The sequence below is a fragment of the Haliea sp. E1-2-M8 genome (assembly GCF_030649675.1).
Taxonomy (GTDB): Bacteria; Pseudomonadota; Gammaproteobacteria; order Pseudomonadales; family Halieaceae; genus Haliea.
Genome location: NZ_JAUTDR010000019.1, coordinates 41,622 through 67,284 on the forward strand (window position 1 = coordinate 41,622; position 25,663 = coordinate 67,284).

Sequence of the window (25,663 nt, forward strand, 5' to 3'; positions counted from 1 at the left end):
TCGCAGCGGCTTAATTTGCGCCGGGCAAGGGTTGCCCTCTATAGTAAGGGCGTATTTACTGCGGAGAGCCAGCATGACAAAAAGTGTGACGCAGGAGCGAATCAAGCGCCTGGAGCAACACCTCAAGGAGGAGAACCCGATCCTCGCGGGCTGTGTCCAGAGCTTCCAGAAGCTGGACCAGGTCGCCCGCAAACTCGGCTTGATGGACCCCGACGATTCCTATGCCACCCAGGTCTCCTGGTGGCCGGTGATCTCTGTGCTGGGCACCTATTCCGCCGGCAAGTCCACCTTCATGAACCAGTACGTGGGCCAGGAATTGCAGCGCACCGGTAATCAGGCGGTGGACGACAAGTTTACCGTGATCTGCTACGGCGCCGGCGCTGCCTCGACTTCGCTGCCGGGGCTGGCACTGGACAGCGACCCGCGGTTCCCTTTCTACCAGATCAGCCGTGACATCGAGGGCGTAGCCGAAGGCGAAGGCCGCCGGGTGGATTCCTACCTGCAGCTGAAGACCGTGCCGGCAGAGGCGCTGCGCGGCAAGATCTTTATCGACTCGCCGGGCTTTGACGCCGACATGCAGCGCAACTCGACCCTGCTGCTTACCGACCATATTATCGACCTGTCCGATCTGGTACTGGTATTCTTCGATGCCCGCCGGCCCGAGCCCGGAGCGATGGGCGACACCCTCACGCACCTGGTGGGCAATACCGTGCAGCGCCCGGATTCCAATAAATTCCTCTACATTCTGAATCAGATCGACAACACCGCGCGGGAGGACAACCCCGAGGAAGTGGTCGCGGCCTGGCAACGGGCCCTGGCCCAGCAGGGCCTGACCGCGGGCCGTTTCTACCGCATCTATGCTCGCAATGTGGCGCTGCAGGTGGAGGACCCGCAGATCAAGGAGCGCCTGGAGCGTAAGCGGGACGAGGATCTGGACGATATCGAGGCGCGCATTCGCCAGGTGGAGGTGGAGCGTGCCTATCGGGTGGTGGGTGTGCTGGAGAAAACCGCCAAGCATATCCGCGATGTCATGGTGCCGCGCCTCACCGAAGCCCGCCGCAGCTGGCGCCGCCGTACCCTCTGGCTCAGCGGCTCGGTATTCGCGCTGCTGGGCGGGTTGCTATTGTGGTGGAGCTGGCAGGCAGGCCATTGGAATGGATTCTTCCTGATGCCGTTAGCGCGGCTGGAGGTGGAATTCCAGATTGCGGTGCTGCTCATCGCCGCGGTGCTGGTACTGGTTTTGCACAGCAAGCTGCGGGAGCTGGCGGGGCGCAGTGTGCTCCGGAGCTTGCACCGCAGTGATGAGCCGGCCCGGGACCGCAAGGCTACGGAGCGGGCATTTGGCTGGAACGTCAAGGCCTGGTGGGGTTCCCTGGCCAGCGCTTCGCCGCGTGGCTGGGGACCGCTGCAGCGACGCAAGCTGGAAAAGGTACTGGCGGAAGCCGACGACTTCGTGCAATCGCTGAACGACCGGTACGCCAGCCCCTCGGGCAAATCGGATACCTGAGCGCACGGGTTTTCAGAACACTGGGGCTCCGCTTTTTATGGCGACACGCGAAACACAGACAAAGATTCTGGAGGCCGCGATTAGCTTGTTCAACGAGGCCAGCGCGTCCAGAGTTTCCAGCAACCGTATTGCTGAGGCGGCCGGGATCAGCAAAGGTAACCTGCACTACCATTACGCATCCAAGGAAGAGATCATCTTCGATATATGGAACCAGATGGAAGCGGAGATTCGCAACTGGTCCGATGATGAAATCAGCCCGACCATAGACCACATGGCCTGGATGACCCTGCGCCAGTATCGCCTTATATGGCGCTACCGATTCTTTTACCAGGAACTCAACATATTGCTGGAGAACGATCCTGAGCTGAAGTTCCGCTTCAATCAGGTACGTCGCCAACGGATGGATAAAGTATTTCGCTTTTTCAAAGCCCTGGCAAAAGCAGGAGTCCTGAAACCCGGGTTGACCGATGATCAACTTCACAACCTGATTCGTGTTTCCTGGATTGTTTCCGACTTCTGGCTGAGCTTTGCCCGGGTAGAGGAGGATACAGTGGACATGACCACCATGCAGGAAGGATACCAACTCATACTGCAGCTGTTAAAACCGGTGATGACCGATGCGGCACTACAGGCCATCCCGGATTCCCTACAACTATTTTCAGTTGCGCCCCCTGAGGAGCCCGCAATAAACCCGTAGGCTTCTTGCGGGCAGGGCATCGGCTAAAAATTCTTGCGAATGGCAATGCCCAGCGTGCGAGGCCGCGATCCCACTACAGCCAGTGGGTCCTGCACACTGGCAATAGCGTCAAATTCGGCCCGCTCGTCCGTAATGTTCTTGCCGTAGAGGGTCAGCTCAAGGTCATTGGACAAGGTCAGAGATGCGCGCAAGTTCACCAGTGAGTAGGCGTCCAGCTCGCGATTGAACTCGCTGGCAGTATCAAAGCGGGTGTCTGCATCGCCACGATAGGTGACGTCGCCGCGCAGCTCGAGCTCTCCCATTGACAGTGCGGTAGTATAGGTCAGCGCCGCGAAACCCTGGACATCGGGAATGTTCGGTATGCTGTCACCGACAAAACCCCGATCCTCCCCCTCGTCGACAAACGGCTGGTCTTCGGTCAGCTCCGCGTCGACCAGTGTCAGCCCGAACTGCAGTTCCAGCGCGTTGGTAAGCGTAGCGTTGGCGTTGAATTCCAGGCCGTTTATCTCGGATTCACCGGCATTGGTAATGAATGGAATGCCACTTTGCACGTCGAGAGACTGCACCTGCATGTCTTCCCAGACTATCTGATAGACCGCAGCCTGTAACGATAGCCGACCACCGGCGAACCGGGACTTTACACCGAGTTCGTAGTTGATGAGCTCGTCCGCCCCATAGGAGCCCGGCACATTCTCGGTAAAGCTGATATCGGCCTGGTTGAGGCCGCCCACACGAAAGCCCTGGGACACTGTGCCATAGACATTCAATGCATCGCTCGGGCGGTAGGAGAGACTGATTTTCCCGGTAACCTTGTCCTCGTCATCTTTGTTGCTGAACGGCCCGAGCGCTGCCGCCGAGCCGAAGTCATGTAAGGTCCCCTCAGTGGATTCCAGAGTCGAGTCGAAATAGCGGGCACCGAGTGTCAGTTCGAGATCATTGCTGATGTCATAGGATATCTCGCCGAAAAAGGCGTTCTGTTCCAGGTCGCCTTTGACATAGCGCCCAAAGAAGGTAGTACCGCCATTGGGTCCAAGGGCGTTATTGTCGGGCCCCGGCATGAACGGTTCGGCAAGACCGTTCTCGTTAACGCTGACCACATTTACGGCAAAGTCCGTGTCTTCACGCTGCATGAACGCGCCGACCAGGAACTGGAAAGGGCCGTCAAGGGTGGAGGCAAAGCGGATTTCACCGGAGAATAGGTCACGACTTTGCGGTTGCGAAGTAATTCCCGGGATGGGCACGCCAAAGAAAAAGAGAATAGGCGAAGAATCAAAGTTGAAGTGGATATCGCGATTGAACTGGTTGGCGGTGGCTGTCAGTAAACCGCTGTCGAGGCGGTAGGAGGCGGTGAGACTGAACAGATCCATCTCGTCGTCCCAGGGACTGCGCGTGATATCGGTATTCTCAAAGTGCGAAGAGGCAGTGATTGGCGGGAAGCCCGCATCGGCACTGCCAAAACTGGTGACGCCTTTTGGCGTGTAACGGGAGCTGCCACCCGCCGTGGTCTCCTGCCGAAGATAGCTGAGATCAATGCTCAGGCGGTCATCAGGTGTGTAACGCAACATCAACCGACCGCCGTTGGTTTCTTCATCATTGACATCTTCATATGGCCCGCCGATAGCTCTCGACTGGTCAATCCAGCCACTGTTGTCGACGCGCCAGGCCACTGCCCGGGCGGCCAGAACATCATCCATGAGGGGAATATTCACCACACCCGAGTAGACCTGATTGTCGCTACCTTCTTTGGTGTCGCTGAAGTCAACGGCGATCTCACCCGAGAACCCGTCGAAGTTCGGTTTGGCGGGCACGTAGCGGATAAGCCCACTCATTGAGTTGGCACCGTACTGGGTGCCCTGGGGACCGTTGAGCACCTCAATGCGCTCGATATCAATGAGTTTGATGTCCGGGTTGCGGCCGCCGCCATCCTGCGAGTTACTGCCGGTTATCACTGCCTCGTCGAAATAGAAACCCACTGTCGACGGCCCCGAGGAATTGACACCGCGAATAATGAATTCCTTGTCACCTGGACCCAAATCCTGGAACTGAAGACCCGGGACGCTGCCTGCGAAGTCGGTAAATTCAAAGGCTCCCCGGGATTCCAGCTCATCAGCACCCAGCACAGTCACGATATTGGCCAGATCCTGAACACTGCTCGCACCCATTTTGCTGGCGGTAACGACAACCTCTTCCAGGCTGGGTGACTTTTGCGCCAGAGCCAGCGGGGCGCCAGTCCCCGAGACAGCCAGTATCGCTGCAGAACCGAGCTTTATCGTAGTGGTATATCTGGATATTCTTGTTCTCGACATTGCGTCACTCTCCGTAATTGCAGATGTGGTATCAGTATCTGGTATCAGTAATTGATATTGGGCTCTCCGGCCGGATAAAAGTGTCCGGCCAGCATCATGCCCTCGGGACTCTCGCACTCCAGCGAATGCTCCTGCCTGGCGGGCAAAAAGATCAGATCACCAGCGCGAACCGGCGCACGCAGGGTTTCAGTCCAGAGCGTGCCGTAGCCGGACAGAATGACAATAGCCTCCTCGTAAAGGTGGCGGTGTGGCGCCGCCTTGGACTGTGGCACTTCGCCGATAAACTGGCTCACCTCGTCACTCCCCGTGCCTTCGCCAATGAGGACTTGATAGAAACGGTCGGCCATGACTTTGCGGGATGACTCGTCGTAGATCGCCGTGCGTTCGGCATATCGCGTATCAAAACCCTCGGACATGCTGTCGATGATCTCCAGGCTGGCGTCACCCGGGCACACTGTCATCAGCAGGTGCAGTGGCTCTGAACCACTATCCCCGGCAATGCGGAACGCCTCACCCTTGCGGATCAGAGCGCCACCACGCGGTCGCAGAGGGAATTCCCTGCCTGAAATCGTTACCGTTCCTTCTCCCGTCAGGCAAAAAAGCACCACTTCCGCATCGGTGACGCTGAAAACGTCACTGTCCCCGGATTCGAGCTTCACTGCCGATTGGGCGATAAACTCAGCGCCGTCCCGGGCGCTGATAACCGGCGCTATAGTAATGCCACCGCGGGCCGTCCATTGCAGCTGGTCGTGCCGGCGTACATAACAGCCGCCATCGAGCAGCGCTTTGCCGGCGGCGTCGAACGGCGCAAGGGTGGTCTGGGCCAACAGCGCCTCCCGCGGTCGATCATCAGTAACATACTCGTCCACCAGGTTATTGTGCGAGCCGTCGCAAAAAGGTTGCTCCCGGGTATGCTTGCAACCACAAAACAGCACTGAGCGGGTTTCGGTTGCCGCGTAAAGTACCGGTCGGAAGGTGGTTCCGACATGGGACTGATCACAGAACGGCTGTGTCTGACTGAGACCACAGCTGCACCAGAGATAACGATTACCTGCTTCCACGGCCACATGATAAGGCTTGGGCTGAACGATTACCGGCTCATCCATACTTTCTGTCCCTGCGCTCCTGACGTTCGATCATTTCATATGTAAAACAAAGTCCTCCAATGCCCAACTTATTTCAAATTTAGATTAGGGTGTTTGGTCTAAATAGGGCTCGCGACCTAAAAAAATATCTACCTGAAAAAGTCTCTGTGCTAAGTTCCCCGCCAAGCTACTGCCTGACTCGCCTACCTGCACGTTCACTACAAGAGGCCGGAGACACATGCCGCGTCAGCAATTTTCATCTTCTCTGGCCGCCATCCTGACCATGGCGGGGGCCGCAATAGGGCTCGGTAACATCTGGCGCTTCCCGTACATGATGGGCACCTACGGCGGCAGTGCATTTCTGCTGATTTACCTCGTCTTTGTACTGCTGATAGCGATCCCGGCACTGACCGGGGAATGGGCCCTGGGGAGGCGTTCCCGGGGCGGTACCATCACAGCATTTGCCTCCTGCTACGGGCCACGAACCGGGCGCGCACTCGGCTACATTCTGGTTTTGGGTATGCTCTGCTCCGGTTCCTATTATCTCGTTGTGATCGGCAACGTTGCCCTGATGACCTGGACGTCATTCGCGACCGGTTTCGCCGGTGAACACCAGCAGGCGTTCGTACAGCAGCTCGATCATGGCCTCACCCGGTATTTACTTGCACTGGCTGTACTCGCAGGGATCCTCTGGGTGGCTTACCGGGGCCTGCATGAGGGTATCGAACGCGTCAGCAAGCTATTCGTGCCCTTTTTCTTCCTGGTGATCATCTACCTTACCTTCCGGACCCTCAGTCTGGAGGGTGCCCCGGAAAAAATGCGGCTCTTCCTGATACCGGATTTTTCCCAGATCACGCCGACGTCAGTATTTGCTGCCCTGGGCCAGGCGGTATTCTCCGTTGGCCTGGGGGGAACCATCATGGTCATCTACGGCAGTTACCTGAGCCCCAAGGCGTCACTCTGGCGTGGAGCGATAGCGACCGCCGGGGCTGACACCAGCGCAGCACTGCTGGCGGCCCTATTTATTTTTCCGACCATTTTGGTCTATGGTATCAGCCCCGCGGCGGGCCCTACTCTGTTATTCGAGTCACTCTCGCAACTGTTCGCACAGATGGACAACGGGCGCATGGTCGGTTCGTTTTTCCTCCTTGCACTCCTGCTGGTTGCATTTTTGTCCGGTCTCGCCGCTCTCGAAGTTGTATTTGGCAGCATCAGCGACGACGAAGACACCCATGGCCTGAACCGCAAACGCACTATCATCCTGTTTGGCGTGGTAGAGGCGCTGATCATGATTATCCCGGGTTTCAATCCGGGAGCCGTCGCTGTCATGGACCTGCTGTTCGGATCAGGCATGCTCGCCCTGGGCAGCGCTCTCGCCATTATCGGCCTTACCTGGCGCCTGAAGCAGGTAGCGGTGGCAAGCGAATTCGGTGCCAGCACACTCACGGACTTTTTATTCATCTGGCTGAAATGGGTAGTTCCTGCCGTCATTCTGGCCATTCTGATCACTTCCTATATTCACTAACCCAAGGACATTGAGACCCCCATGGATATCAGTACGGTGCGCACCCACTTCCCTATATTGAAGAGGAAAACCTATCTCAATAGCTGCTCTTATGGCGCCCTGGCCGATTCGGTTCGCCAGGCAATGGAGCAATACCTCGACGATCGCGACAATCGCGGCGCTTGCTGGGAGCAATGGGTAGAGGAGCAGGAGAAGCTTCGCGATAGCACCGCAATGTTGCTCGGCGCACAAGCTTCAGAGATCGCACTGGTACCGTCGCTGTCAGCGGGACTGAACGCATTTGCAAGCTGCCTGGACTTCACCGGCGAGCGCAACAAAGTGATTGTCACATCGCATGATTTTCCTACTACGGCCCAGATCTGGCATGCGCAGAAGCGTCGCGGTGCAGACGTTCAGCGGGTTGAGCTCGACGACCTTACCGAACCCGGGGACGCACTGGCCCGCTTTGCCAGTGCCATAGATTCAAGCACTGCTGTGGTTTCTGTGCCCTATATCTGCTATCGCAACGGACGCAAACTTGATGTCGGCGCCATCGCAGAGCTGGCCCATGGCCATGGTGCACTGATGGTCGTCGACGCCTACCAGGCAGTGGGCGCCTTACCGGTAGACGTGAAAGCACTGAATGCTGACGTGCTGCTGGGCGGGTACCTCAAGTACCTGATGGGTACCGCCGGCATGGCATATATGTACGTGAAGGGCGAGTTGGTAGAAGCATTGCGGCCGACCACCAGTGGGTGGTTTGCCCAGGAGGATGTGTCGGCGATGGCCATTGCCGACAATGTATCCGCGCACTCAGCACGAAGGTTCGAGGGTGGAACACCAAATGTCAGCGCTATCGGAGCCTGCCGGGCAGGCCTTGGCATGGTCCATGACACAGGGATAGAGGCCATTGCGAAGCAGAATAAGCTCATCACCGATGCCATCAAGCGCGAAGCCGCTGCTCGGGGCTGGGTATCTGCAACCGGTGAGTGGCCCCACGGCGCGATGATCGCGCTGCGCTCCACCGACATGGTGAAGCTGGTCTCGCAACTGGGCGATGCGGGCATCGTCGTCTCCTGCCGTGACGGTAATGTCCGCATATCCCCTCACTTTTATAACAATGAGAACGATATCCAGACGCTTTTCATTGAGCTTGACCGGAATAAGGACTTGATGGTGCGTGAATAGGTACCGAAGCCGGCCCGGCAGGGCATGGAGCTCGGCACAAACACTTCCCGGAAGCGCTGCTGCCGCGCCTCACCGCAACAGAAAAACGGCACAGGCGTTCGCCTCTGCCGCCTGTTTATTCCTTAACCCGACATTCCTCCACTTCACAATTGACATCCCCAATCGCAGTCGGTAGCTTCGGCGACTGATTCCAGAATTGTTCGCAAAGTGCAGGCTCGCTCGTTATTAGTATGAGCATGAGCGAATAATTTTTCGGTGCGCTGCCGAACATATACGCTATTTTTTGTTATATACCGGAGGCCCGATGCGCTACCAAAGCGCTCTTGCAGGGTCCTCCAAAGCTTTCAGCCATCTTTGCCAGGAGACTGCGGTGCGATCAGCCACGCGTGCAAGACTTCCCATGCTAGCGTTAATAGTGGTCGGCCTGCTGCCGTTGGCAGTCCCGCTGCCTGCCCACGCCAGCGAAGGCAAGTATCTGCTGCTCGAGCTGGACGGCTACAAGGTAAAGTGGGGAGAACGGCGCCTGGGGATGGGGGCCGTCGTCAGCTATGCCTTCGCCCGGGAGACACTACGCTTCGACAATACGCACAATTGCGGCGACATGGCACCGATTGCTGCGCTTTTCGGCAATAATCTCTCCATGGAGACGCTGAAGCGGGAGACTGCGCAAGCATTTCGGGTATGGGAACGCGCCGCTGACCTGTCCTTTCACGAGGTCAGTGATATCCGGGATGCGGATATCGTCCTCGGTGCCCAGGGCCGGCCGAACGGGCGGGCATTCGCCAACGTTTCCTACGCGCCAGATCCGGAGGAAGGTCTGCGCGCCATCGACCAGGCTCTGGTATGCCTGAATCCCAGCCACAAGTGGAAAGTCGGGTTTGACGGCGACGAGAAAGTCTACGACATCCGCTATACGCTGATTCACGAGATCGGACACGCGATCGGCCTGGACCATCCAGGGCCGGCCGGGGAAGTGATGGGATTTCGCTACACCGAGGCCTTCGCCGATCTCCAGCCAGGCGATCTGCGTGGCGTCCGGCAGCTCTACGGGCCGGCCACTCGCTTCGCTACCCAATCGGCCGAGATGCCAGCGGAGACCTGGCACGCCATCAATCCGAGCGATGGTTCCCAGATAACCACGACCGAGCGCGCGCTGGAGAGCGCCCCCGAGCCCGTCAGAGCACTATGGAGTCCGGAAAGGGGGCGATGATCGTGACGTCCGAGCCCTCAATGGTGAGAGGGTACGCCAGCACGGCATCCGTCAGGACCAGTGGCGCGACAGGACCGCTCGCACCCCCGTCTTCCAGGCACTGACTGTCACTGCTGTTCCAGCGCCGCAGCCAGGTTGCTCTGGAGGGGGTAGCGACAGGATCCAGGATATAGATCTGGGGGGCTGGCCCCACAACCACCGGAAACGCAATCTCCGACTCCGACGATACCAATCCCATGGCGGGGACGTCGGAAAGTATCAGTGACGGCAGAGGTTCAGTCCCACAATCCGTATTGTCATAGACCAGGTCGCTTATGGAGTTGGAGACGCGGTAGCCGAAGCCGTTGTGCTCGATCAGCAGGATGTAGCGCTGGGCAAAACCCCGGAAGTGCATGTTGACGCCCCGGGCCCGAGTTGACGCTGGCTCCGATTCCAGCGTACCCACCAGGCGCCCTCTGGCGTCCCAAACCCGAGGCTTCCCGTCCCGCCGATACTCCAGCTCAGCAGTCTCGACTGGCCCTGTGCGCTCGAACTCCGGTATCAGGAAAAAGGGCTGATCAGACTCCAGAATGGCCATCAGGTGCGGGTAGTCCGCGAAGTTATCGGTGCTCAATGAACAGGCCTGCGCCATCCCTCCACACAGGTGACGCCCTCCTTTCAGCCAACCCTTGAATCGGTAGTTGGCGTGGCCGGGCAGGGCCTGGAAGGTTTCCCTGAAGTGAATATCGGCGACATCGATCTGACAGGACTGCCCTGCGGGGCAGTCGTGGGCTCCACTTGCAGAGACCACTCCGCCCACGTTGTGGCTGAGAATGACGATTTTGCACCCTGTCAGCAGCAACATGGCGGCCAGTACCAGCAAGCGGCGAGTCAACATGCGCATCCTCGATCCCCTCAGCGAACCCTGAGCAGCAGCCCGGACTATTATCCCGCCGAATCTTTTAGCACACCGACTCAGCGCAAACAAACACGGACTGCCTGGCGCCTAGACGAAACGCCTTCTGAGAGTGAACAGCCCCATGCCGGCCAGCAGGACGATGAGGCCCGCCAGGGTGCCCGGACCGAGAGTCGGAATTGGCTGCGCGGACGCAGGCACTGGTGCAGACGCGGCGCAGCCGCTGATGATTGAGTCCGTGACTGTCACGTCTGTTGTCGCCAGGGCCCGCCCTTCCCAACTCGTGCCGGTCATCGCTGCGGCAGTCCCCGCCAGAACGGTTCCCGCAAACGTCGCATTGGTCATGGTCGCCCCCTCGGCGGTCCACCAGTACACGTTGCAGGCCTGCGCGGTGCCACCCATAACCACCTGGAGGTTGGGTCCGGTTCCTGTGAGGGCACCCAAGCCGCCGGTACCCACCCGGAAAACCCAGACGTCATCGGCGTCGCCATCGAGCGTAATCGTGACGCCGGCACCGAGCGTGGTGCCGGCGGGGGAGCAGTAGACGCCGGGTGGAAGCGTGGTAGTGGTCGTGGGCACCACTCCGGTACAAACGGGGTTCAGGGTTGTGACGGCGGCGTAGGCGCTGTCGAAGTCACTGACGACCGCAGCGGTGACCGGGGCGACAACGTCCCCGGTGATCGTGCACGGCCCGGTATCGGTAATCGAGTTACCGGTGGAGCCGACGTTGCCGTCAATGGTCGATGTGGTGCAGGTTGCGGTTCCCGTAGTCGGGAGTTCGTTTGTGCCCAGGACAGCGAAGCCGCCCGCGGTACCCAGTGGCGGCGCTACGGCCTGGGCCGCTGCTGGCCCGACGTATGCCAATGACACCAGGGCGGCGAACCCGACGCTGGTGATTATTCCCTTGCGGGTCGTGAATCTTGCGTGCGTGATACTCATTTTGACTCCTCTTATCTTCCTGTCCCGGAGCTTGGTGCCGAACCCTTGTCGCGAGGAAGTTATCCAAAATGCGTCAGGGTGCTTTCGGAAGCACTCGTGGATTGCTGCCGACGCAGCATAGCCCTATCCAGCGGATCAAGATACTTGTAATACTCCCAAAGATCAGTCTATTGATTCCAGCTCCGCTGAAGGCGACTCTTGAGATTTTTCGGCCCCGGGGAAGTACTCCGGGTTCAAGCGGCCTGGTCCGGTTAAAGCGGCCGCACTGCTGTCATCACCTCACTGAGTTCGACATCGCACAGAGAGCCGGAGCGAATCAGGCGAAGCTGCGGTTTGCTCCCTGCACCGCATCGGAAGAAAACATGAGCGAACGCCGCCTCACCATCCTGCAGGTCAACGACCTTCACGGCTACCTCGAACCCCATCCCGAAGTCTTTCGCGGCCGCGGCAAGTTCAATTACCGGACCTGCGGCGGTCTGGCGCGCATCGCCAGCATCTTCAAGCAGGTGCGTGCAGAGCAAACGGGGGAAGTGCTGGCGCTGGACAACGGCGACACCTTCCACGGAACCTTCGTCGCCGTGCAGTCCCGGGGCGAGGCGCTGCTGCCGTTGATGAACGCCCTCGAATTCGACGCGATGACGCTGCACTGGGAGTTTGCCTACGGGCCGGCGCAGGTGCACAAGCTCGCCGCCGGGTTGAATCACCCGCCGCTGGCGATCAACATTTTTGACAAGGTGTCGGACCACCTCGTCTTCGATCCGAGCCGCGTGATCGAGCGCGGTGGCTTGCGCATCGGGATCATTGGCATCGCCTCGAACATCGTCGACAAGAGTATGCCGCCGAGCTATTCCGAAGGGGTGTGTTTCACGCTTGGCAATACCGAACTGCCGGCCCATATAGAAAGATTGCGCAGCGTCGACAGGGTTGATCTGGTGGTGGTGCTGTCTCACCTGGGCTTCGCACAGGACGCCAAGCTCGCCGCCGAGGTGGCTGGGATTGATGTGCTGATCAGCGGCCACACCCACAACCGGCTGTACCGCCCCGTCTGGGTGGGCAACACGCCGATCATTCAGTCTGGTTGTCACGGCTCGTTCGTGGGCCGGCTCGACCTCACAGTGAATGGCGGCAAGATCATCGATGTGCGACACGAAATGATCTGCGTCGATGAACAGATCGAACCCGACGCCGATATGGCCAGCCGGGTAGAGGAGGTCGTTGCACCGCACCGCGCCTTCCTCGGCCAGGTGGTCGGACGGTTACACAGCCCGCTCGACCGTGCCACTTCGCTCGAAGCGACAATGGACAACGTGCTGCTCGACGCCATTGCCGCAGCGGCCGGTACCCGTCTGGCATTCTCCAACGGCTGGCGCTACGGCGCGCCTATCCTGCCGGGCGAGGTGACGATGGAGCATTTGTGGAACATCGTGCCCACCCAGCCACCGATTTCCACCGTCGAGCTCACCGGCGACGAGTTGCGGGCGATGCTCGAAGCGAACCTGGAGCGCACCTACTCGCCTGATCCGTACTGCCAGATGGGCGGCTTCGTCAAACGCTGCCGCGGGCTGAACATGTACTTCAAGATGGAAAACCCGAAAGGCCATCGCATTGAAGACCTGCTGATCGAAGGCGCGCCGATCCAGCCGGGCCGCAGCTACCGCGCCGCAATGCTTGGCGAGCAAGGCGTACCCGGCAAGTACGGCAGCAAGCGGCAGAAGCTCGACATCGATGCGATCGAGTCCCTGCAGCAGTTGTTCGAACGCGGCCGCCAGGTGCGTGGCAGCCGACGCGGCAGCGTGGTGGCGGTCTGAATATGAGGATGCAAAGATGATATCAAAGGTATTCGGACTCGGCCTGGGATTGATGCTGAGCGGCATCTGTCATGCCGATGGCGCGGCGATCGCCAACACGGGCGTCGAGGCCGCTCCGGCTTGCCAGACCTGTCATGGCCCCGCCGGCGAGGGTGTGGCACAGGCCGGCTTTCCACGTCTGGCGAGTCTGGGCGCGGCCTACCTGCAACGCCAGCTGGATGCGTTCGCCGATGGCACACGCGTCAATGATGTGATGATGCCGATCGCCAGTGCCCTGTCGGATGCCGACCGCGCTGCGGTCTCGGCGTACTACGCAGCGTTGCCAGAACCGGCTTCACTGGCTCCTGCAGCAGAACCGGTGTCCGCCTCCGCCGGCGCCAGCCTGGCCACCAGCGGCCGCTGGGCCGACATGCTGCCCGCGTGCGAGCAATGTCACGGCCCCGGCGGGCGCGGCGTGGGCCCGGACTTCCCCCCCCTTACCGGGCAAAGCGCAACCTATCTCTCCAACCAGTTGACGGCGTGGCAAACCGGCGCGCGGCCGCCCGGCCCGTTGGGCCTGATGGCCGTCATCGCAGAGAAGCTGTCCGAGGCCGAGGTGCGCGCCGTTGCCGATCACTATGCGGCGCTGGAAAGTGCTCCGCCAGACTCGGCTGCTGCGACGCCTCCAGCAGCGGGTGACCTGCCAGGCGACCCACCGCGCGCTGACCCCACTGCGCCGGCCGCGAGCGCAGTGTTCCAGCCACCCCCGGAATCCGAGCTGCCGGCGGGCGAGTTCGGCGACGTGGTCCGTCGTGGCCGCGAGATTTTCATCGCTACGCCCCACGCCGCGCCCACGTATGTCGGCAACAGCCTGCGCTGCGTCAGTTGCCACCTCAACGCCGGACGGCTGGCGGACTCGTCTCCAATGTGGGCCGCGTTCGTGAGCTACCCCGCATACCGCAGCAAGACCAAAAGCGTCGCCACGTTCCAGCAGCGGCTGCAGGGCTGCTTCATGTACAGCATGAACGGACGGGCACCGCCGCTCGGCGCGCCGGAGCTGGTGGCGCTGGAGAGCTACGCCTACTGGCTTGCGTCCGGCGCCCCGCTGGACCCGAAGATCGCGGGCCGCGGCTACCCGGCGCTCGAGCCGCCGGCGCAAAGTGCCGACTTCATCCGCGGCGAGAAAGTCTACGCCGAAAACTGTGCGCTTTGCCACGGTGACGATGGCACAGGGCAGCGCACAGAGAGCGGCTACGCAGTGTTCCCGGCGCTCTGGGGTTCGGACTCTTTCAACTGGGGTGCCGGCATGGGGCGAATCAGCAACGCCGCCGCCTTCATCAAGGCCAACATGCCGCTCGCTCTGCCCGGTACGCTGACCAAGCAACAGGCGTGGGACGTGGCGCTGTATATGAACAGTCACGAGCGGCCGCAGGACCCGCGTTACACCGGCAGCGTGCAGGGCACTCGGGACAATTTCCACGCGACTGGGGATTCGATGTACGGCCGCGAGGTCGCGGGCAAAGTGCTCGGCGCCAGCGGCGGAGAAAAAACGGACCCGGAATAGATTCCATTTGAAATATCCCTTGTTAGTTGAGACAGTAATAACGCTCCACGCCCGACACTCAAGCCGCGGATGCCCAAATCATGAAAAGCCAGATATCCGAATTTTGCAACGAGTTCAGCGAAACCCTGTTTCCCCTCTCCCAGTTGCTCAGGGACACGGTGGACCAGATGGAAGCGGTGGAGACCGCCTTCGATCAGGAAGGCATTACCTCCTCATTCTCTGAAATTTTTCACCGGCTCGAGGCGCTGATCAACAAAGTGCAGGGCCAGGAGGCCTACGTCCTCCTTTTCGGGCCGTTGAAAAGCGGCAAGTCGACCCTGATCAACGCGATCAGCGCCGGCTACGTAAGCGAAGTGACCAGCCTGCCGGCCTATCCCTGCATGGTGTACCTGAAGTACGGCGAGACGCCCTCCTACTCCGTGTTCCGCTATAGCGGCAAGCGGGAAGAGCTGGATTCCCCTGACCAGTTGAAGGACTTGCTGGAGCAAAGCCACCGCACGCTGTCGGAGCGTATTCGCGCCATGGACGATTTCGGCGAGACCTTTGACCCGGCGACGCACCTGCCCTCCGCCATTCGGCGCGTGCAGGTTGAACTGCCGGCGAAAAATCTGAAGGAGTCGGGTACCGTGCTGGTGGACACCCCGGGGCTGTACAGCAAAATGAAGTTCGGGTACGACGTCATGACCCGGGAGTTCCGCGACAGCGCGGCCTGCGCCGTATTCGTGGTTAAAACGGACAACCTGTTTCTGGAGCAGGTTTTCGACGATTTCAACGATCTACTCGAACAGTTCAGCCGGGTATTCGTGGTGGTGAACATTGACAAGGATAAAAGCGATCTCCGCCCCGACGGGAGTCTCACTCCCAGCCTGGAGAGTCGGGACCCCGACAAGATTGTCGAGGCCTTTGAAATGCTCACCATGAGCGCGCCGCTGCGGCGGGCGGCGGAGACGGGCCGGCTGCACCTTTACCCGATTGACCTGCGCTCCGCTGCCGCGCGGCGGTTGCAGGCCTCCGCCGCCCCGGTGGAGCCGCTGGCGCCAGTTGATGACGCGGACGAGGAGCCGGATGCATTTGACGCGTTTCTGAACGACCTGATGAATTATCTCGGCAGCACGGACTACCTGCGGGAATTCATGACCGACACCATCCGCCAGTCGGGGAAAATCTGCCAGGAAATCAAGCAGCACTGTGCGTCGCATTCAGAAAGCGTGGTCGACGCGGAACGGTCGCGCCAGCAAAAGGCACTGGAGGACATCGTCCGCAAGCAAAAAGCGCTGGAATTGGCGAGCGCCACCGCCCCCGGGGAATGGATGGCGGAAACCCTGGAGCGGCTGAAGCGGGAGCGCGATGAGAATGTCGACGCCGGCGGCCTGGCGTTCAAGGAATCTGCTGCGCCCGTAATCTCCGGCTGGCTGGAATCGGACGAGAGCCTGGCAGACCTGAAATCCCATTTGCAAGGGCTGATGGACGGGGCCTGCGAGAGCTTTTTGGCCGACGAGGAGCGGCGGCTCGCACAGTGCGCCCTCTCCGCCCACGCAGGATTCTGCCTCTCGCCATCCGAATCGGAGGCCTTTGGTGTCTTGGGGATCGCCTTGCCCCGTCTGGCGGATGAAGCCTTTGAGGAAAGTGCTACGCCGGCCCTGGATACAGCGGGGCAAGAGCCCGATCTGGATCCATTTCCGGTACGCAGGGGTTTCGCGGACAAGCTTCTGTTCCGCTCGGCCGACATGGTGCGCAAAAAACTTTTCAGGGATCCCGCACAGAACGTTTCGGCCAAGGCCAAACGGAGCAGGCTGAGGGAAGACGCAGACGAGGCCATTCTGGCGTTGGCCGTGTCGGAGCTGGAGCAACGGCTGGAACGGTTGTCCCTTGAGGTGAGCGAGTCCGCGGTGGCCGCCTATGTGGAGGGTGTCTCCAGGCGGGTGCGGGCGGCCTGTGCGAACCTCGGCAAGGAATTGGACAGCCAGGAGGGTCGCACCAAGCAGACAATGGCCAAACTGCAGGAATTGAGGGAAAAATACCGCCACCTCTCCGATCTCGCGGAGGAAGTGTCGGGCACCGTGCACGCTCTGGAGGAACAGCACGCCCCGCAGTTGGAACACGCGGGTCTATGAGGGCGAACCCCAGCCTTGACAGGGCTGTGTGACGAGCCGAGGTGATCGGCTCAGTTCCCGGAGTGCTGTGTCGAAAAATTTTACAGCGACTGGCAATTACGACCTGGCCAAGTCGCCAATAGTCAGTGTTTGCGGGCCAACGAAAGTGTTGGCCCGAATAATGCTTCCCTGAACATACTTTGTGACCACGTTCTCTGCGCATGCCGCTCCGATCACGGTGCCAGGCACGTAGAGGTGTGCCGACGGCACATTGGTTTGGGAGGGATGATCAGATGAATGCCGTATCGACCACTTTTGCCTGTGTCGGCGCTTGCGCAATGTATGTGCTGACCATGGGCGTGCACGCTCAGGTTTCGCTCGACGATATCGAAGCCAGCATCGGCGGCCGTGTTGGCGAACTTGAACGGGTGGAGCAGATGCTTTCGCACCCGGAGCCGAATCGCAGAATTGCCGCGATGGAGCTGCTACTGAAGTCGGGGGACCCGGAATTCGCTCGCAAGGCCCGTGAGTTCGGATTGTTTTCGGACGATCATCAATTGCGCCAGGCGGCGGTGCGGGCCATCTTTGATGCGGGGGGAGCGTTTCGTTTGGAAACCGACGCTCCGAGCGACGACAGCACCAAAGTAGTCAGCGTAGTGCAGTCATTCGGAGGCGCGGTGGACAGTGAGGGGAAGGGTTCGATTCCGTTCATTCTCAGCGGAGAGTTCGACAGCAAGGAAGTCTGTTGGCTCCGTGCCGCTGCGCGGACCAAGCAATGTGCGCTGCGTCCAACCGGTGACAGTATTCATCTTGCGGATTGGAACTACACCACAGGAGAATTCAAACTGGACGACGAGGGAAGTTTGCGCGGATTCCTGCTCTACCGGGGTAGTGGCCAACCGGTCGGTGCGAGAATCCCGCTCCTCGATTGACGGGCGATCACTCGAATTCGACGCGATCGAGCCGTAGCGGTCTGTCGGGCTGCCAACTGCTGACAATCAGGATCCGCGCACGTCGGGCAAGCTGACCTGTGCCCAGGTTAACTTTGAATTCACCGAACGGCGACATGTCGCCCGAGCCCAGATGGCGCCATCGGCGCTGCGCGCCCGACGAAGAATCCACTTCAACCACGATCGCTCGCGGCACCGCCTGCTCTTCGGTTTCTGCTGCGTGTGAGGTCAATGACACGGTGCGGATCACCGAACTGCTTTGGTCGGCGCGTTCGAATTCCACTTCGATCACCACCTGAGCCCCTGCTGGCATGACAACCGGGCCCGCGCCGGTTTCCAATCCACTGCAAACGAATGTCGGGTCGGCAACCTCCGGCGAACATGCTGTAATCCGGAACGGCAGGTGGCCAGGTCCGGACGGTGCCGATGGCGCGCCCTCGCGGACGGAGGGATCGGCCATCGACGGACCACCGTCGAGCAAGCGGCCGATGCGTGCGACAATGGCATCGATGCGCAGCGCAGTGCCCAATTCGGCGCTGCGGGCTTCGATCATCATCGCCACCGGCACGTCACCAGCGAAGACGAACGCGCCACTCGTACCCCGACCCAGTTCGCTCCCAGAGATATTGGTTCGAACCTCGATCTGTTCATACAGAATTTCGGCGATCATGACCGGGGTGCGCGTCACAATGCCGCTGGCCTCGACGCGAACGAGTGAGAGTTCGCCTTGCGTGGCGAGCAATATGTCGGAGCTTCGCGGGAGACTGCGAAATGGTGTGCTGCACCGTCCCTGCAGGTCGTCCCGGACGAAAGCGATCGCCAGGTCAATACCGGGGAACCGCTGGAACACCTGCGCCTCGCCGGCAACCGAAGGTGCGCCCGCACTCAGTGAGAGCGTGGGGCTGCGGCCGAGGACATGATCGGGCAGAATCAGGTAACAGTTGTTGCGGTGGGTGACGACGTAGCCCTGTCCCTCGCCGCGATTCACTGCCACGGATTCCGCCCAGGCAGCCTGCGCCGGCAGGAGATGCAGCAGGCACACCAGGAGGGTTGCGGTTGGCAATCTGATCGTCATGGTGTCGTCTATACTGTTTTCAGAGAATTCAGCGCGAGCGATGAGCGCCATCGCTGCTTTCGCCGTGTGCGAGGGGCCTATGCATCCAATTACTCTGTCTGCCGTTCTACTCCTGCTCAATGGTATGGCCTTTGGAGCCGACATTCCAGCATTGCGACCCCACCAGGACAAGTTTGTCGAGACATTGCGCGACTCGGCCAAAATCTCGGCTGCCCGGGTCGTGACCGGCGTAATGCTAGTGACGCGTGATGCTGACGTGACACCGAGTGCGCACGCCGTCGTGCCTTCCGGCTGGAAGGGCGATTCATTTTGCGCCCGCTGGTTGAGTTCGGATGCGCGTTACGAGGCCTGGGCGGAGTACATGCTATCCGAAAGCGAGGAGAACGGCGTGCCTCCCGGTTGGGACGGGGGTCTCCTGCGACTCCAGTTTGATAGCGACCACGGAAAGTTGCTCAAGGCATTGCGGCGGGATCGATTGGGCATCACCGTCACCAAAGGCGCATGCGACGCTCCCTCATCCGAGTATGCGCCCGTAATCTGGAATGAGGAGGCGAAATTGCCAGGCACCAAGGTTTTGGTACTTGTCCATGCGCGCGGTGCCGATGAGGTGTACCTCATCTACACAGGTTCGCCCACTGACGAAGGTGGAAAATCGTACATCGATTGCAGCCGGTTGGACCACGAGTACAGAGTGGGCATCGACCATGAATGCGAGATTCCAACGAGTGTGTTCGACTCGAACCCTCTGAAAATCGAACTGAACCGCTTGCGCCGCGGCTTGCCCGACGACCCGATCCCGTTCTCGATCGAGATGGCACCGAAATGACGGAGGGTCGAAAGCGCCCCCAGGACGCGCCGGAGGCGAGTAAATCCCCGGCTGAAATTGTTGACGGGGCGCAGGTCGACGAGGAGGCATCCTCCATGACGCCTGCGCTGTCCGACCGGGAAGCGGCTACGTCTGTACCGCCGCTCGGGGCCCGGCTGGCGCTTTCCTGGAACTGGCTCCAAAGACTCCGGATTCGGACTGTGCCGATCGGCCTGGTTTGTCTGCTAACGCTGCTTCTTACGTTGATTGGCAGCTACGTCTGGCCGGGCAAACAGTCCTATGTTGTCGACGTCGAGACGCGGGCGGTAGAGTTTGTGTTTGACGGCAGCGAATTTTCCACATGGTATCTAAAGGCAGCGGTAATCTGTGTGCGGAGCCGCTCTGGGGGAAAAGCACGAGGCCTGCGACACCCCGCCTGCGCGCCGCAAGCGTTCCAGGTATATCCGCTCAAAGCTGCCGAGTTCCGCTGGCCAAAGGAGGCTCGTATCCTGGCGCGCTGGTCGAGTTCGGAGGGTGTGGCGATTGAGGTCCTCGCCCCGGGCGAAGCCATCGATGCGCTCACCCCGGCCAACTCGCCTCTCCAGATAGAAGGACTGCCGGTGGGGTCAGGAAGTCGCATCCTGATTGACGCCGAAACATGGCAAGATCACCCGGTGTTGCCGTTTTCCGCGAAGTCACTCACCCTCGGGCGCCTACCGACGACCGGTGAGGAAGGCGTTCTGCGATCCGGGCGCTATCAGATTCGGGAGACGCTGCCAGGGCGGTCCTCGGCAGTCACGGTTGAGGACGGGCAGTTCTACCCTGGTGACCGCATCAACTTTGAGCGCACCACTACCTGGCTTGAACGAATCAAGACTTGGTCAAAAGAGAAAACGGCCTGCGTCAAGCCCTGCGACCCCGCCAAAGCCGAGGAGAACGAGGCATCGGGCTTCGTCGCGCCTGCGCGTCATGGTCTCACCGTGGTGGCTTATACACCGCTTGAACACAGGCGAATGAGGGTCGACCGGCCGGGGGCAGATCCGAGCTTTGTCGAGGTCCGATGGACCAGTAGAGCGATCCGGGACCCGCTGCTGGTCGCTTTGACGGCGCTGACAGGGGCGTTCGGACTAGCCTTTCCGTCCCGCGCCTTGCGCTTGAGGCGCCCGCGCAGTGCGGGTGGACTGAACAAATGACGATGTGGTTATGCAGTGAGGCCCGGGTACCATGTATTTGTACCCCGCTGCCGAGGATGACTGCTGGCCGACGTTTGCAGTGGCGCAGTGACGTGATGCCGCGATACATTGGAAGTATCAATAAAACCAATTGCAATTCCAGGAGACCCGCAGCATGCGTCACTTCTCGTCAGTACCCCTGTTAACCTCAGCCATTGCACTCGCGGTCAGCGGGGCCGTCGTTGCGCAAGACACCCAGCGCAACGCCGCGCTGGAGGAAATCATCGTCACGGCGCAAAAGCGCGAGCAGAACCTGCAGAACGTTCCCATTGCAGTGACCGCCTTGAACTCCGAGACCCTCAACATGTTCCGGGTGACCAATACCGAGGATCTGAGCAACTTGGCACCCAACCTGAACGTCCAGAATCAGGGGCGGGGTACGGTTCCCCAGATCAATATCCGGGGTGTGTCGTCCGGAGTCTCAGCTGCCGAGGTGGACCCGAAGATTGCGACTTACCTGGATGGTGTTTACATTGGTCGAACCATTGGCTCAATTTTCGACATGGCCGACATCGAACGTGTTGAGGTGTTGCGCGGCCCGCAGGGCACGCTGTTCGGTCGCAACGCCACCGGGGGGGCGATCAGCATCACCACCGCAGCACCTACCGGCGAGTTCGGTCTGTCGCAGGATGTGTCGGTGGGCAACTTCAATGCCCAGCGCTTCCGCACTATCCTGAACCTGCCCTCGGTCGGTCCACTGAGCCTGAAATTCAGCTATCTGTATGACAAGAACGACGGCTACTCCGATAACCTGATTGCGGGGCGCACGCTGGACTTGCGCCTGCGCAATCCGGAAATGGGCGTTCTGACCTATGCCGAGAACCTGGGCAGCAAGAATGTCGAGGCCTTCATGCTGGCGGCAAATCTCGACTTTGATGCGGTTACTGTGGACTATCGCTTTGACTACACAGACAGTGTGACCGTGGGCGCGCCGGTTCAGCAGGTCGGTATCATCGGCGCAACGGCGCCTCTGGTCGCCGGCATCAACCAGTTTCAGCCCCTGTACGGCGGCATTACCAACCTGAGCACCACGCCGCTGGAAGATGTTGCTGCCGCGACCAGTGAAGAGCCCCTGCTGATTCAGGGGCACAACATTACCCTGAACTGGGAGATCAACGACAATCTCAGCCTGAAGAGTATCACTGCCTATCGGGAAATGGATCAACGCCCGGCGGTTTATGATCTTGGCGCCACCGGCGGCTGGAAGTTCACGGCCGCACAGCTTGGTGCGCTTTTGCAGGGCGACGTGGGCGGCATTCTGGCCAATCCTCCCGGTCCCAACGACTCCTTGTTTACGCTGCTGACGGCACGGGCGCTGGAGCAGGAACAGTTCAGTGAAGAGTTGCAGCTGACCTGGACCACGGACCGGTATACCGTTGTCGGTGGGCTATTTTTCTTCCAGGAAAAGGCCGAAGCGCGCAACGTCCTGGGTGTATTGCAGCCGGTAGCCAACGGGGTAGTGATTCCCACGCCTTTGGATGGCATTTTTGGCAGTGGGGTCAATTCAACCGATACGGACAACAGCTCCTGGGCAGTGTTTGCGGAAGGCACCTTCCATGCCACACAGAAACTGGATATCACCCTTGGTCTACGCCGCACCGAGGATGAGCGAGAAATCGACCTCGTCGACATCAGCGCCTCCTCGGGCGGAGGCAATCTGGCAGAAGGGTTGTACAACCTGGAATACGGTGAAACCAATTATACCGTTGTGCTTAGCTACAACTGGGCGGATGACGTGATGTCCTACGCCAAGGTAGGCACCGGGTTTGTGGCAGGCGGCATCCTGAACGGTATCTCCTATGACCCGGAGTCGATCACCAACTATGAACTCGGCCTGAAGTCACAGTTTCTGGACAACCGGCTGCGTCTGAATGCGGCGGTATTCTTCATGGATTATGAGGACCTGCAGGTACAGCTATTCGAGGACGGCAAGCAAAGCTTTGAAAACGCCGGCAAGGTGGAGATCACCGGTCTGGAGATCGAAATGGATGCGATCCTCGGTGAAGGTCTGACCCTGAACACGACGCTCGGCACTTACGATTACGAGTACAAGGAATATATCCGTAACGGCGTGAATGTCGCCGACGATGTGCGCCCGATCCGAGCGCCAGACTTCAACGCCAGAATCTCGCTGCAATACGACTTTGGCCAGCAGATGCTGGGTGGCGCCCCGTTCATGCGCCTGGACAGCCGCTACCTGGCAGATGGCGAGAATACAGCGTTTGCCAGCGGCTTCCCCGAGGCTGACCGTCTGTCCCAGCGCGATGCCTACTGGTTGCTTAATGCGCGGGCGGGTGTGATGGAGATTCCCATGGGCTCTGCAATTAGCAGTGTGTCGTTCTGGGTCAAGAACCTGCTGGATGAGGACGGGATCAACGTCTTCGGCAATGAGGTCATCAACATGACTGCGCAGTACAATGTGCCGCGCAGCTACGGTATTGATTTCAACATCACCTTCTGACCCGGCAACCGCCATCGAATCCGGACCGCCCCCGAAGGTGAGCTACAATGATTGCACAGTTGGTTCAGTGCCCCGGGTGATACCGGCATAATCCCGAAAACGAGGAATTCATCATGCGCAGCCTTATTGCTTTCGGACTGGTACTCTCACTTGCTGCCTGCCAATCCGCCTACTACGGCGCGGCGGAGAAATTTGGCATCCACAAACGGGATATCCTGGTCGACCGCGTGGAGGATTCGAGGGACGCTCAGGGTGAGGCGCAGGAGACCTTCCAGTCAGCGCTGGAACAGCTCAACGCTCTGATTGAATACGACGGCGGTGACCTCGAAAAGATCTACAACGAAACCGACCGCAACTACACGCGTGCCGAATCGGCGGCGGAGAACGTGCGCGAGCGAGTGAAAGCGGTGGAAGACGTCGCCGAGGCCCTGTTCGACGAGTGGGAAGCCGAAATCGAGGAGTACGGCAGCGCGTCGCTCAAGGCGAGCAGCCAGCGCAAGCTGTCCGACACCCGTGAACGTTACGCGGTGACCATCGAGGCCATGCGGGCATCGACCCGCAAGATGGACCCGGTACTGACCTCGCTCAAGGACAACGTTCTCTACCTGAAGCACAACCTGAATGCCCGCGCGGTGTCGGCCATCCGGGTTGAATTCGAGACCATAGAACGGGATATCCGTGCGCTGATCGACGACATGCAACGCTCCATCGCGTCATCGCAAGCTTTCATAGAAAGTATGCGGGGCGCCTGATTCGGACTTCCGGAACCACCGTACCTGGTTGCGCCAAACCCGGGGACGCATTGCGGTTGTCTCAAAGAATTGGCGTGGCTTCTCACAGCGTGCGCATATAGGCCGTCAGCGCTGCCTTTTCCTCCGTGTTCAGCTGCAGGCTCAGCACCAGGTTGAAGAACTCCACCGTGTCCTCCAGGGTGAGCAGGCGGCCGTCGTGCAGATAGGGTGGGGAGTCCTTGATGCCGCGCAGGGTGAAGGTCTTGATGGGGCCCTCGGCGTGAATGAACTGGTCGTTGATCATTTGCGGCTTGTAGAAGCGCTCCACCTTGAGATCATGCATAAGGTTGTCCATGAACACCGGTGCGGCATGGCAGGCAGCGCACTGCCCCTTGCCATTGAACACTTTCTGGCCCAGCAGCTCCTGTTCGGTGGCATTGTCGGGGTCGAGGCGCCCGAGGACGTCGAGCTTGGGTGCCGGTGGGAAGTCCAACATGTTCTGCATCTGGGCCATCATGGCCACCTGATCGGGCCGATTCGGCAGGTGCACCCCCTTCTTGGCGGCTGTCACATGGTCACCGTCGAAATAGGCGGTGCGCTGTTCGAACTCCGAAAAATCCTCCACCGAGCGCAGCGACCGCTTGGAACCGTGGATCTGCTGGTTGAACATACCGCGCAGGCTGACGGTGTCGAGGCGGAGGCGGGCGGCATGGGGGCGGGTATCCGGGTTGAGATGGAAGGCCGCGTTGGTATGGCCATTGGCATGGCAGTCCAGGCAGGTTACGCCCAGGCTCGGGCGCATGACCTTGCGGTCCTCGGTCTGGTTGAACTGCTGCTGCGGGAAGGGAGTAAGCAGCAGCCGCAGGCCTTCCATCTGCACCGGAGTGATCAGGCCGTGCATGATCTCGAAGTAATTGTCGATTGACAGCAGCTTGCCCTGGGATACGTCACCGAGATCGGGGCGGGTGGTGAGAAAGAGAGGTGGCGGGAATTCCGGCATCAGGTGTGCGGGCATGTCGAACTCCACATCGAAGCGCTTGAGGTCACGCTGCTCCAGTTCCGTGATTCGCTCGATCTGGTTCTCCGGAAACACCATGCCGCCGGTGGCGTGCTTGGCATGGGGCAGGGGCAGGAAGCCCTTCGGGAACAAGCCCTTGTCCTGGATCTCGGCGGGCGACATGGTCGCCAGGTCGTCCCAGGTCACGCCATCGGGCAATCTGACGCGCACGCCCTCTTGTACTGCCTTGCGGCCACCGGACATCATCGTCTTCGAGGGCTTGTCGCTGAGGTCGTAGCGGCGCTCGAGCAGTTTCTGGTGTGCGTCCATCACGGTCGGTTTTGCTTTCTGATCCTTTTGCATCACGGACTGGAAGTCCTGGTCGCTGACCACCGGAATATAGGTCTCGTGCCCGGTGTCGGCGCCCTTCGGAGTCCCGAGCTTCTCGGCGGGCTCGTAGCCGGCCTGTGACATCGGTGTGACAAGGAAGATAATGCTGCAGACGGCGGATAAAAGGCAAGCTGATCTGGCCATGGCTGGCTCTCCGTTGCTTGTGAAGAAATCAGTAACTCGTTTGCGCGCTCAAGCTATCACCCCCGTCGACACTGTTTCTGTCTCCTGGTGTACATATGTGTGA

The 25,663-nt window shown here is 60.0% G+C and carries 19 protein-coding genes; 13 read left to right on the forward strand and 6 right to left on the reverse strand.

Going from position 1 to position 25,663, the window contains the following annotated elements:
* The first annotated feature begins 73 nt into the window (after positions 1-73).
* Both Q6D67_RS15530 and Q6D67_RS15535 read left to right on the forward strand, forming a co-directional pair.
* A complete protein-coding gene (locus tag Q6D67_RS15530) occupies positions 74-1,507 on the forward strand; it encodes a dynamin family protein (RefSeq protein ID WP_304706580.1) in 1,434 nt (477 codons plus the stop codon).
* 37 nt (positions 1,508-1,544) lie between these two features.
* Positions 1,545-2,204: a TetR/AcrR family transcriptional regulator gene (locus Q6D67_RS15535; RefSeq protein ID WP_304706581.1), complete on the forward strand. Its 660-nt coding sequence runs from the start codon at positions 1,545-1,547 to the stop codon at positions 2,202-2,204.
* 23 nt (positions 2,205-2,227) lie between these two features.
* On the opposite strand, the gene Q6D67_RS15540 is transcribed toward Q6D67_RS15535, so the two are convergent.
* Both Q6D67_RS15540 and Q6D67_RS15545 read right to left on the reverse strand, forming a co-directional pair.
* Positions 2,228-4,510, reverse strand: coding sequence for a TonB-dependent receptor (locus tag Q6D67_RS15540; protein WP_304706582.1), 2,283 nt, complete (start codon positions 4,508-4,510; stop codon positions 2,228-2,230).
* Between the two features lie 44 nt (positions 4,511-4,554).
* Complete coding sequence (locus Q6D67_RS15545; RefSeq protein WP_304706583.1) at positions 4,555-5,616, reverse strand: CDGSH iron-sulfur domain-containing protein; 1,062 nt, start codon at positions 5,614-5,616, stop codon at positions 4,555-4,557.
* A 217-nt stretch (positions 5,617-5,833) separates the two neighbouring features.
* Here Q6D67_RS15545 and Q6D67_RS15550 point away from each other — a divergent pair, with 217 nt between their 5' ends.
* From Q6D67_RS15550 to Q6D67_RS15560, 3 genes are all read left to right on the forward strand, one after another.
* Positions 5,834-7,120 (forward strand): sodium-dependent transporter, encoded by a 1,287-nt coding sequence (locus Q6D67_RS15550; protein WP_304706584.1) that lies wholly within the window; start codon positions 5,834-5,836, stop codon positions 7,118-7,120.
* A 21-nt stretch (positions 7,121-7,141) separates the two neighbouring features.
* Positions 7,142-8,287, forward strand: coding sequence for an aminotransferase class V-fold PLP-dependent enzyme (locus tag Q6D67_RS15555; RefSeq protein ID WP_304706585.1), 1,146 nt, complete (start codon positions 7,142-7,144; stop codon positions 8,285-8,287).
* Positions 8,288-8,687: 400 nt separating this feature from the next.
* Complete coding sequence (locus Q6D67_RS15560) at positions 8,688-9,497, forward strand: matrixin family metalloprotease (protein ID WP_304706586.1); 810 nt, start codon at positions 8,688-8,690, stop codon at positions 9,495-9,497.
* On the opposite strand, the gene Q6D67_RS15565 is transcribed toward Q6D67_RS15560, so the two are convergent.
* Positions 9,463-10,374 carry a hypothetical protein gene (locus Q6D67_RS15565; protein WP_304706587.1) on the reverse strand — a complete coding sequence of 304 codons (912 nt, stop codon included), beginning with the start codon at positions 10,372-10,374 and terminating at the stop codon, positions 9,463-9,465. The two genes, Q6D67_RS15560 and Q6D67_RS15565, sit on opposite strands and share 35 nt — an antisense overlap.
* Positions 10,375-10,482: 108 nt before the next feature.
* Positions 10,483-11,331: an ice-binding family protein gene (locus tag Q6D67_RS15570; protein WP_304706588.1), complete on the reverse strand. Its 849-nt coding sequence runs from the start codon at positions 11,329-11,331 to the stop codon at positions 10,483-10,485.
* Positions 11,332-11,693: 362 nt separating this feature from the next.
* On the opposite strand from Q6D67_RS15570, the gene Q6D67_RS15575 reads away from it, so the two are divergent.
* From Q6D67_RS15575 to Q6D67_RS15590, 4 genes are all read left to right on the forward strand, one after another.
* On the forward strand, positions 11,694-13,139 hold the full coding sequence (locus Q6D67_RS15575; RefSeq protein WP_304706589.1) for a bifunctional UDP-sugar hydrolase/5'-nucleotidase: 1,446 nt from the start codon (positions 11,694-11,696) through the stop codon (positions 13,137-13,139).
* Positions 13,140-13,155: 16 nt separating this feature from the next.
* Positions 13,156-14,682, forward strand: coding sequence for a c-type cytochrome (locus tag Q6D67_RS15580; protein ID WP_304706590.1), 1,527 nt, complete (start codon positions 13,156-13,158; stop codon positions 14,680-14,682).
* An 80-nt stretch (positions 14,683-14,762) separates the two neighbouring features.
* Complete coding sequence (locus Q6D67_RS15585) at positions 14,763-16,796, forward strand: dynamin family protein (protein WP_304706591.1); 2,034 nt, start codon at positions 14,763-14,765, stop codon at positions 16,794-16,796.
* Between the two features lie 272 nt (positions 16,797-17,068).
* Positions 17,069-17,707 (forward strand): HEAT repeat domain-containing protein, encoded by a 639-nt coding sequence (locus Q6D67_RS15590; protein WP_304706592.1) that lies wholly within the window; start codon positions 17,069-17,071, stop codon positions 17,705-17,707.
* A gap of 7 nt (positions 17,708-17,714) precedes the next feature.
* Here Q6D67_RS15590 and Q6D67_RS15595 read toward each other — a convergent pair whose 3' ends face one another.
* Positions 17,715-18,851 carry a hypothetical protein gene (locus Q6D67_RS15595; protein WP_304706593.1) on the reverse strand — a complete coding sequence of 379 codons (1,137 nt, stop codon included), beginning with the start codon at positions 18,849-18,851 and terminating at the stop codon, positions 17,715-17,717.
* On the opposite strand from Q6D67_RS15595, the gene Q6D67_RS15600 reads away from it, so the two are divergent.
* The 4 genes from Q6D67_RS15600 (at position 18,841) to Q6D67_RS15615 (ending at position 24,050) form a co-directional block, all read left to right on the forward strand.
* Positions 18,841-19,626 (forward strand): hypothetical protein, encoded by a 786-nt coding sequence (locus tag Q6D67_RS15600; RefSeq protein WP_304706594.1) that lies wholly within the window; start codon positions 18,841-18,843, stop codon positions 19,624-19,626. The two genes, Q6D67_RS15595 and Q6D67_RS15600, sit on opposite strands and share 11 nt — an antisense overlap.
* Positions 19,627-19,721: 95 nt before the next feature.
* On the forward strand, positions 19,722-20,798 hold the full coding sequence (locus Q6D67_RS15605; protein ID WP_304706595.1) for a hypothetical protein: 1,077 nt from the start codon (positions 19,722-19,724) through the stop codon (positions 20,796-20,798).
* Between the two features lie 154 nt (positions 20,799-20,952).
* Positions 20,953-23,298 carry a TonB-dependent receptor gene (locus Q6D67_RS15610; RefSeq protein WP_304706596.1) on the forward strand — a complete coding sequence of 782 codons (2,346 nt, stop codon included), beginning with the start codon at positions 20,953-20,955 and terminating at the stop codon, positions 23,296-23,298.
* Between the two features lie 113 nt (positions 23,299-23,411).
* Entirely contained in the window at positions 23,412-24,050 is a 639-nt protein-coding gene (locus Q6D67_RS15615) for a DUF2959 domain-containing protein (protein ID WP_304706597.1), read from the forward strand.
* 82 nt (positions 24,051-24,132) lie between these two features.
* On the opposite strand, the gene Q6D67_RS15620 is transcribed toward Q6D67_RS15615, so the two are convergent.
* Positions 24,133-25,560, reverse strand: coding sequence for a hypothetical protein (locus Q6D67_RS15620; RefSeq protein WP_304706598.1), 1,428 nt, complete (start codon positions 25,558-25,560; stop codon positions 24,133-24,135).
* Positions 25,561-25,663: the final 103 nt, after the last annotated feature.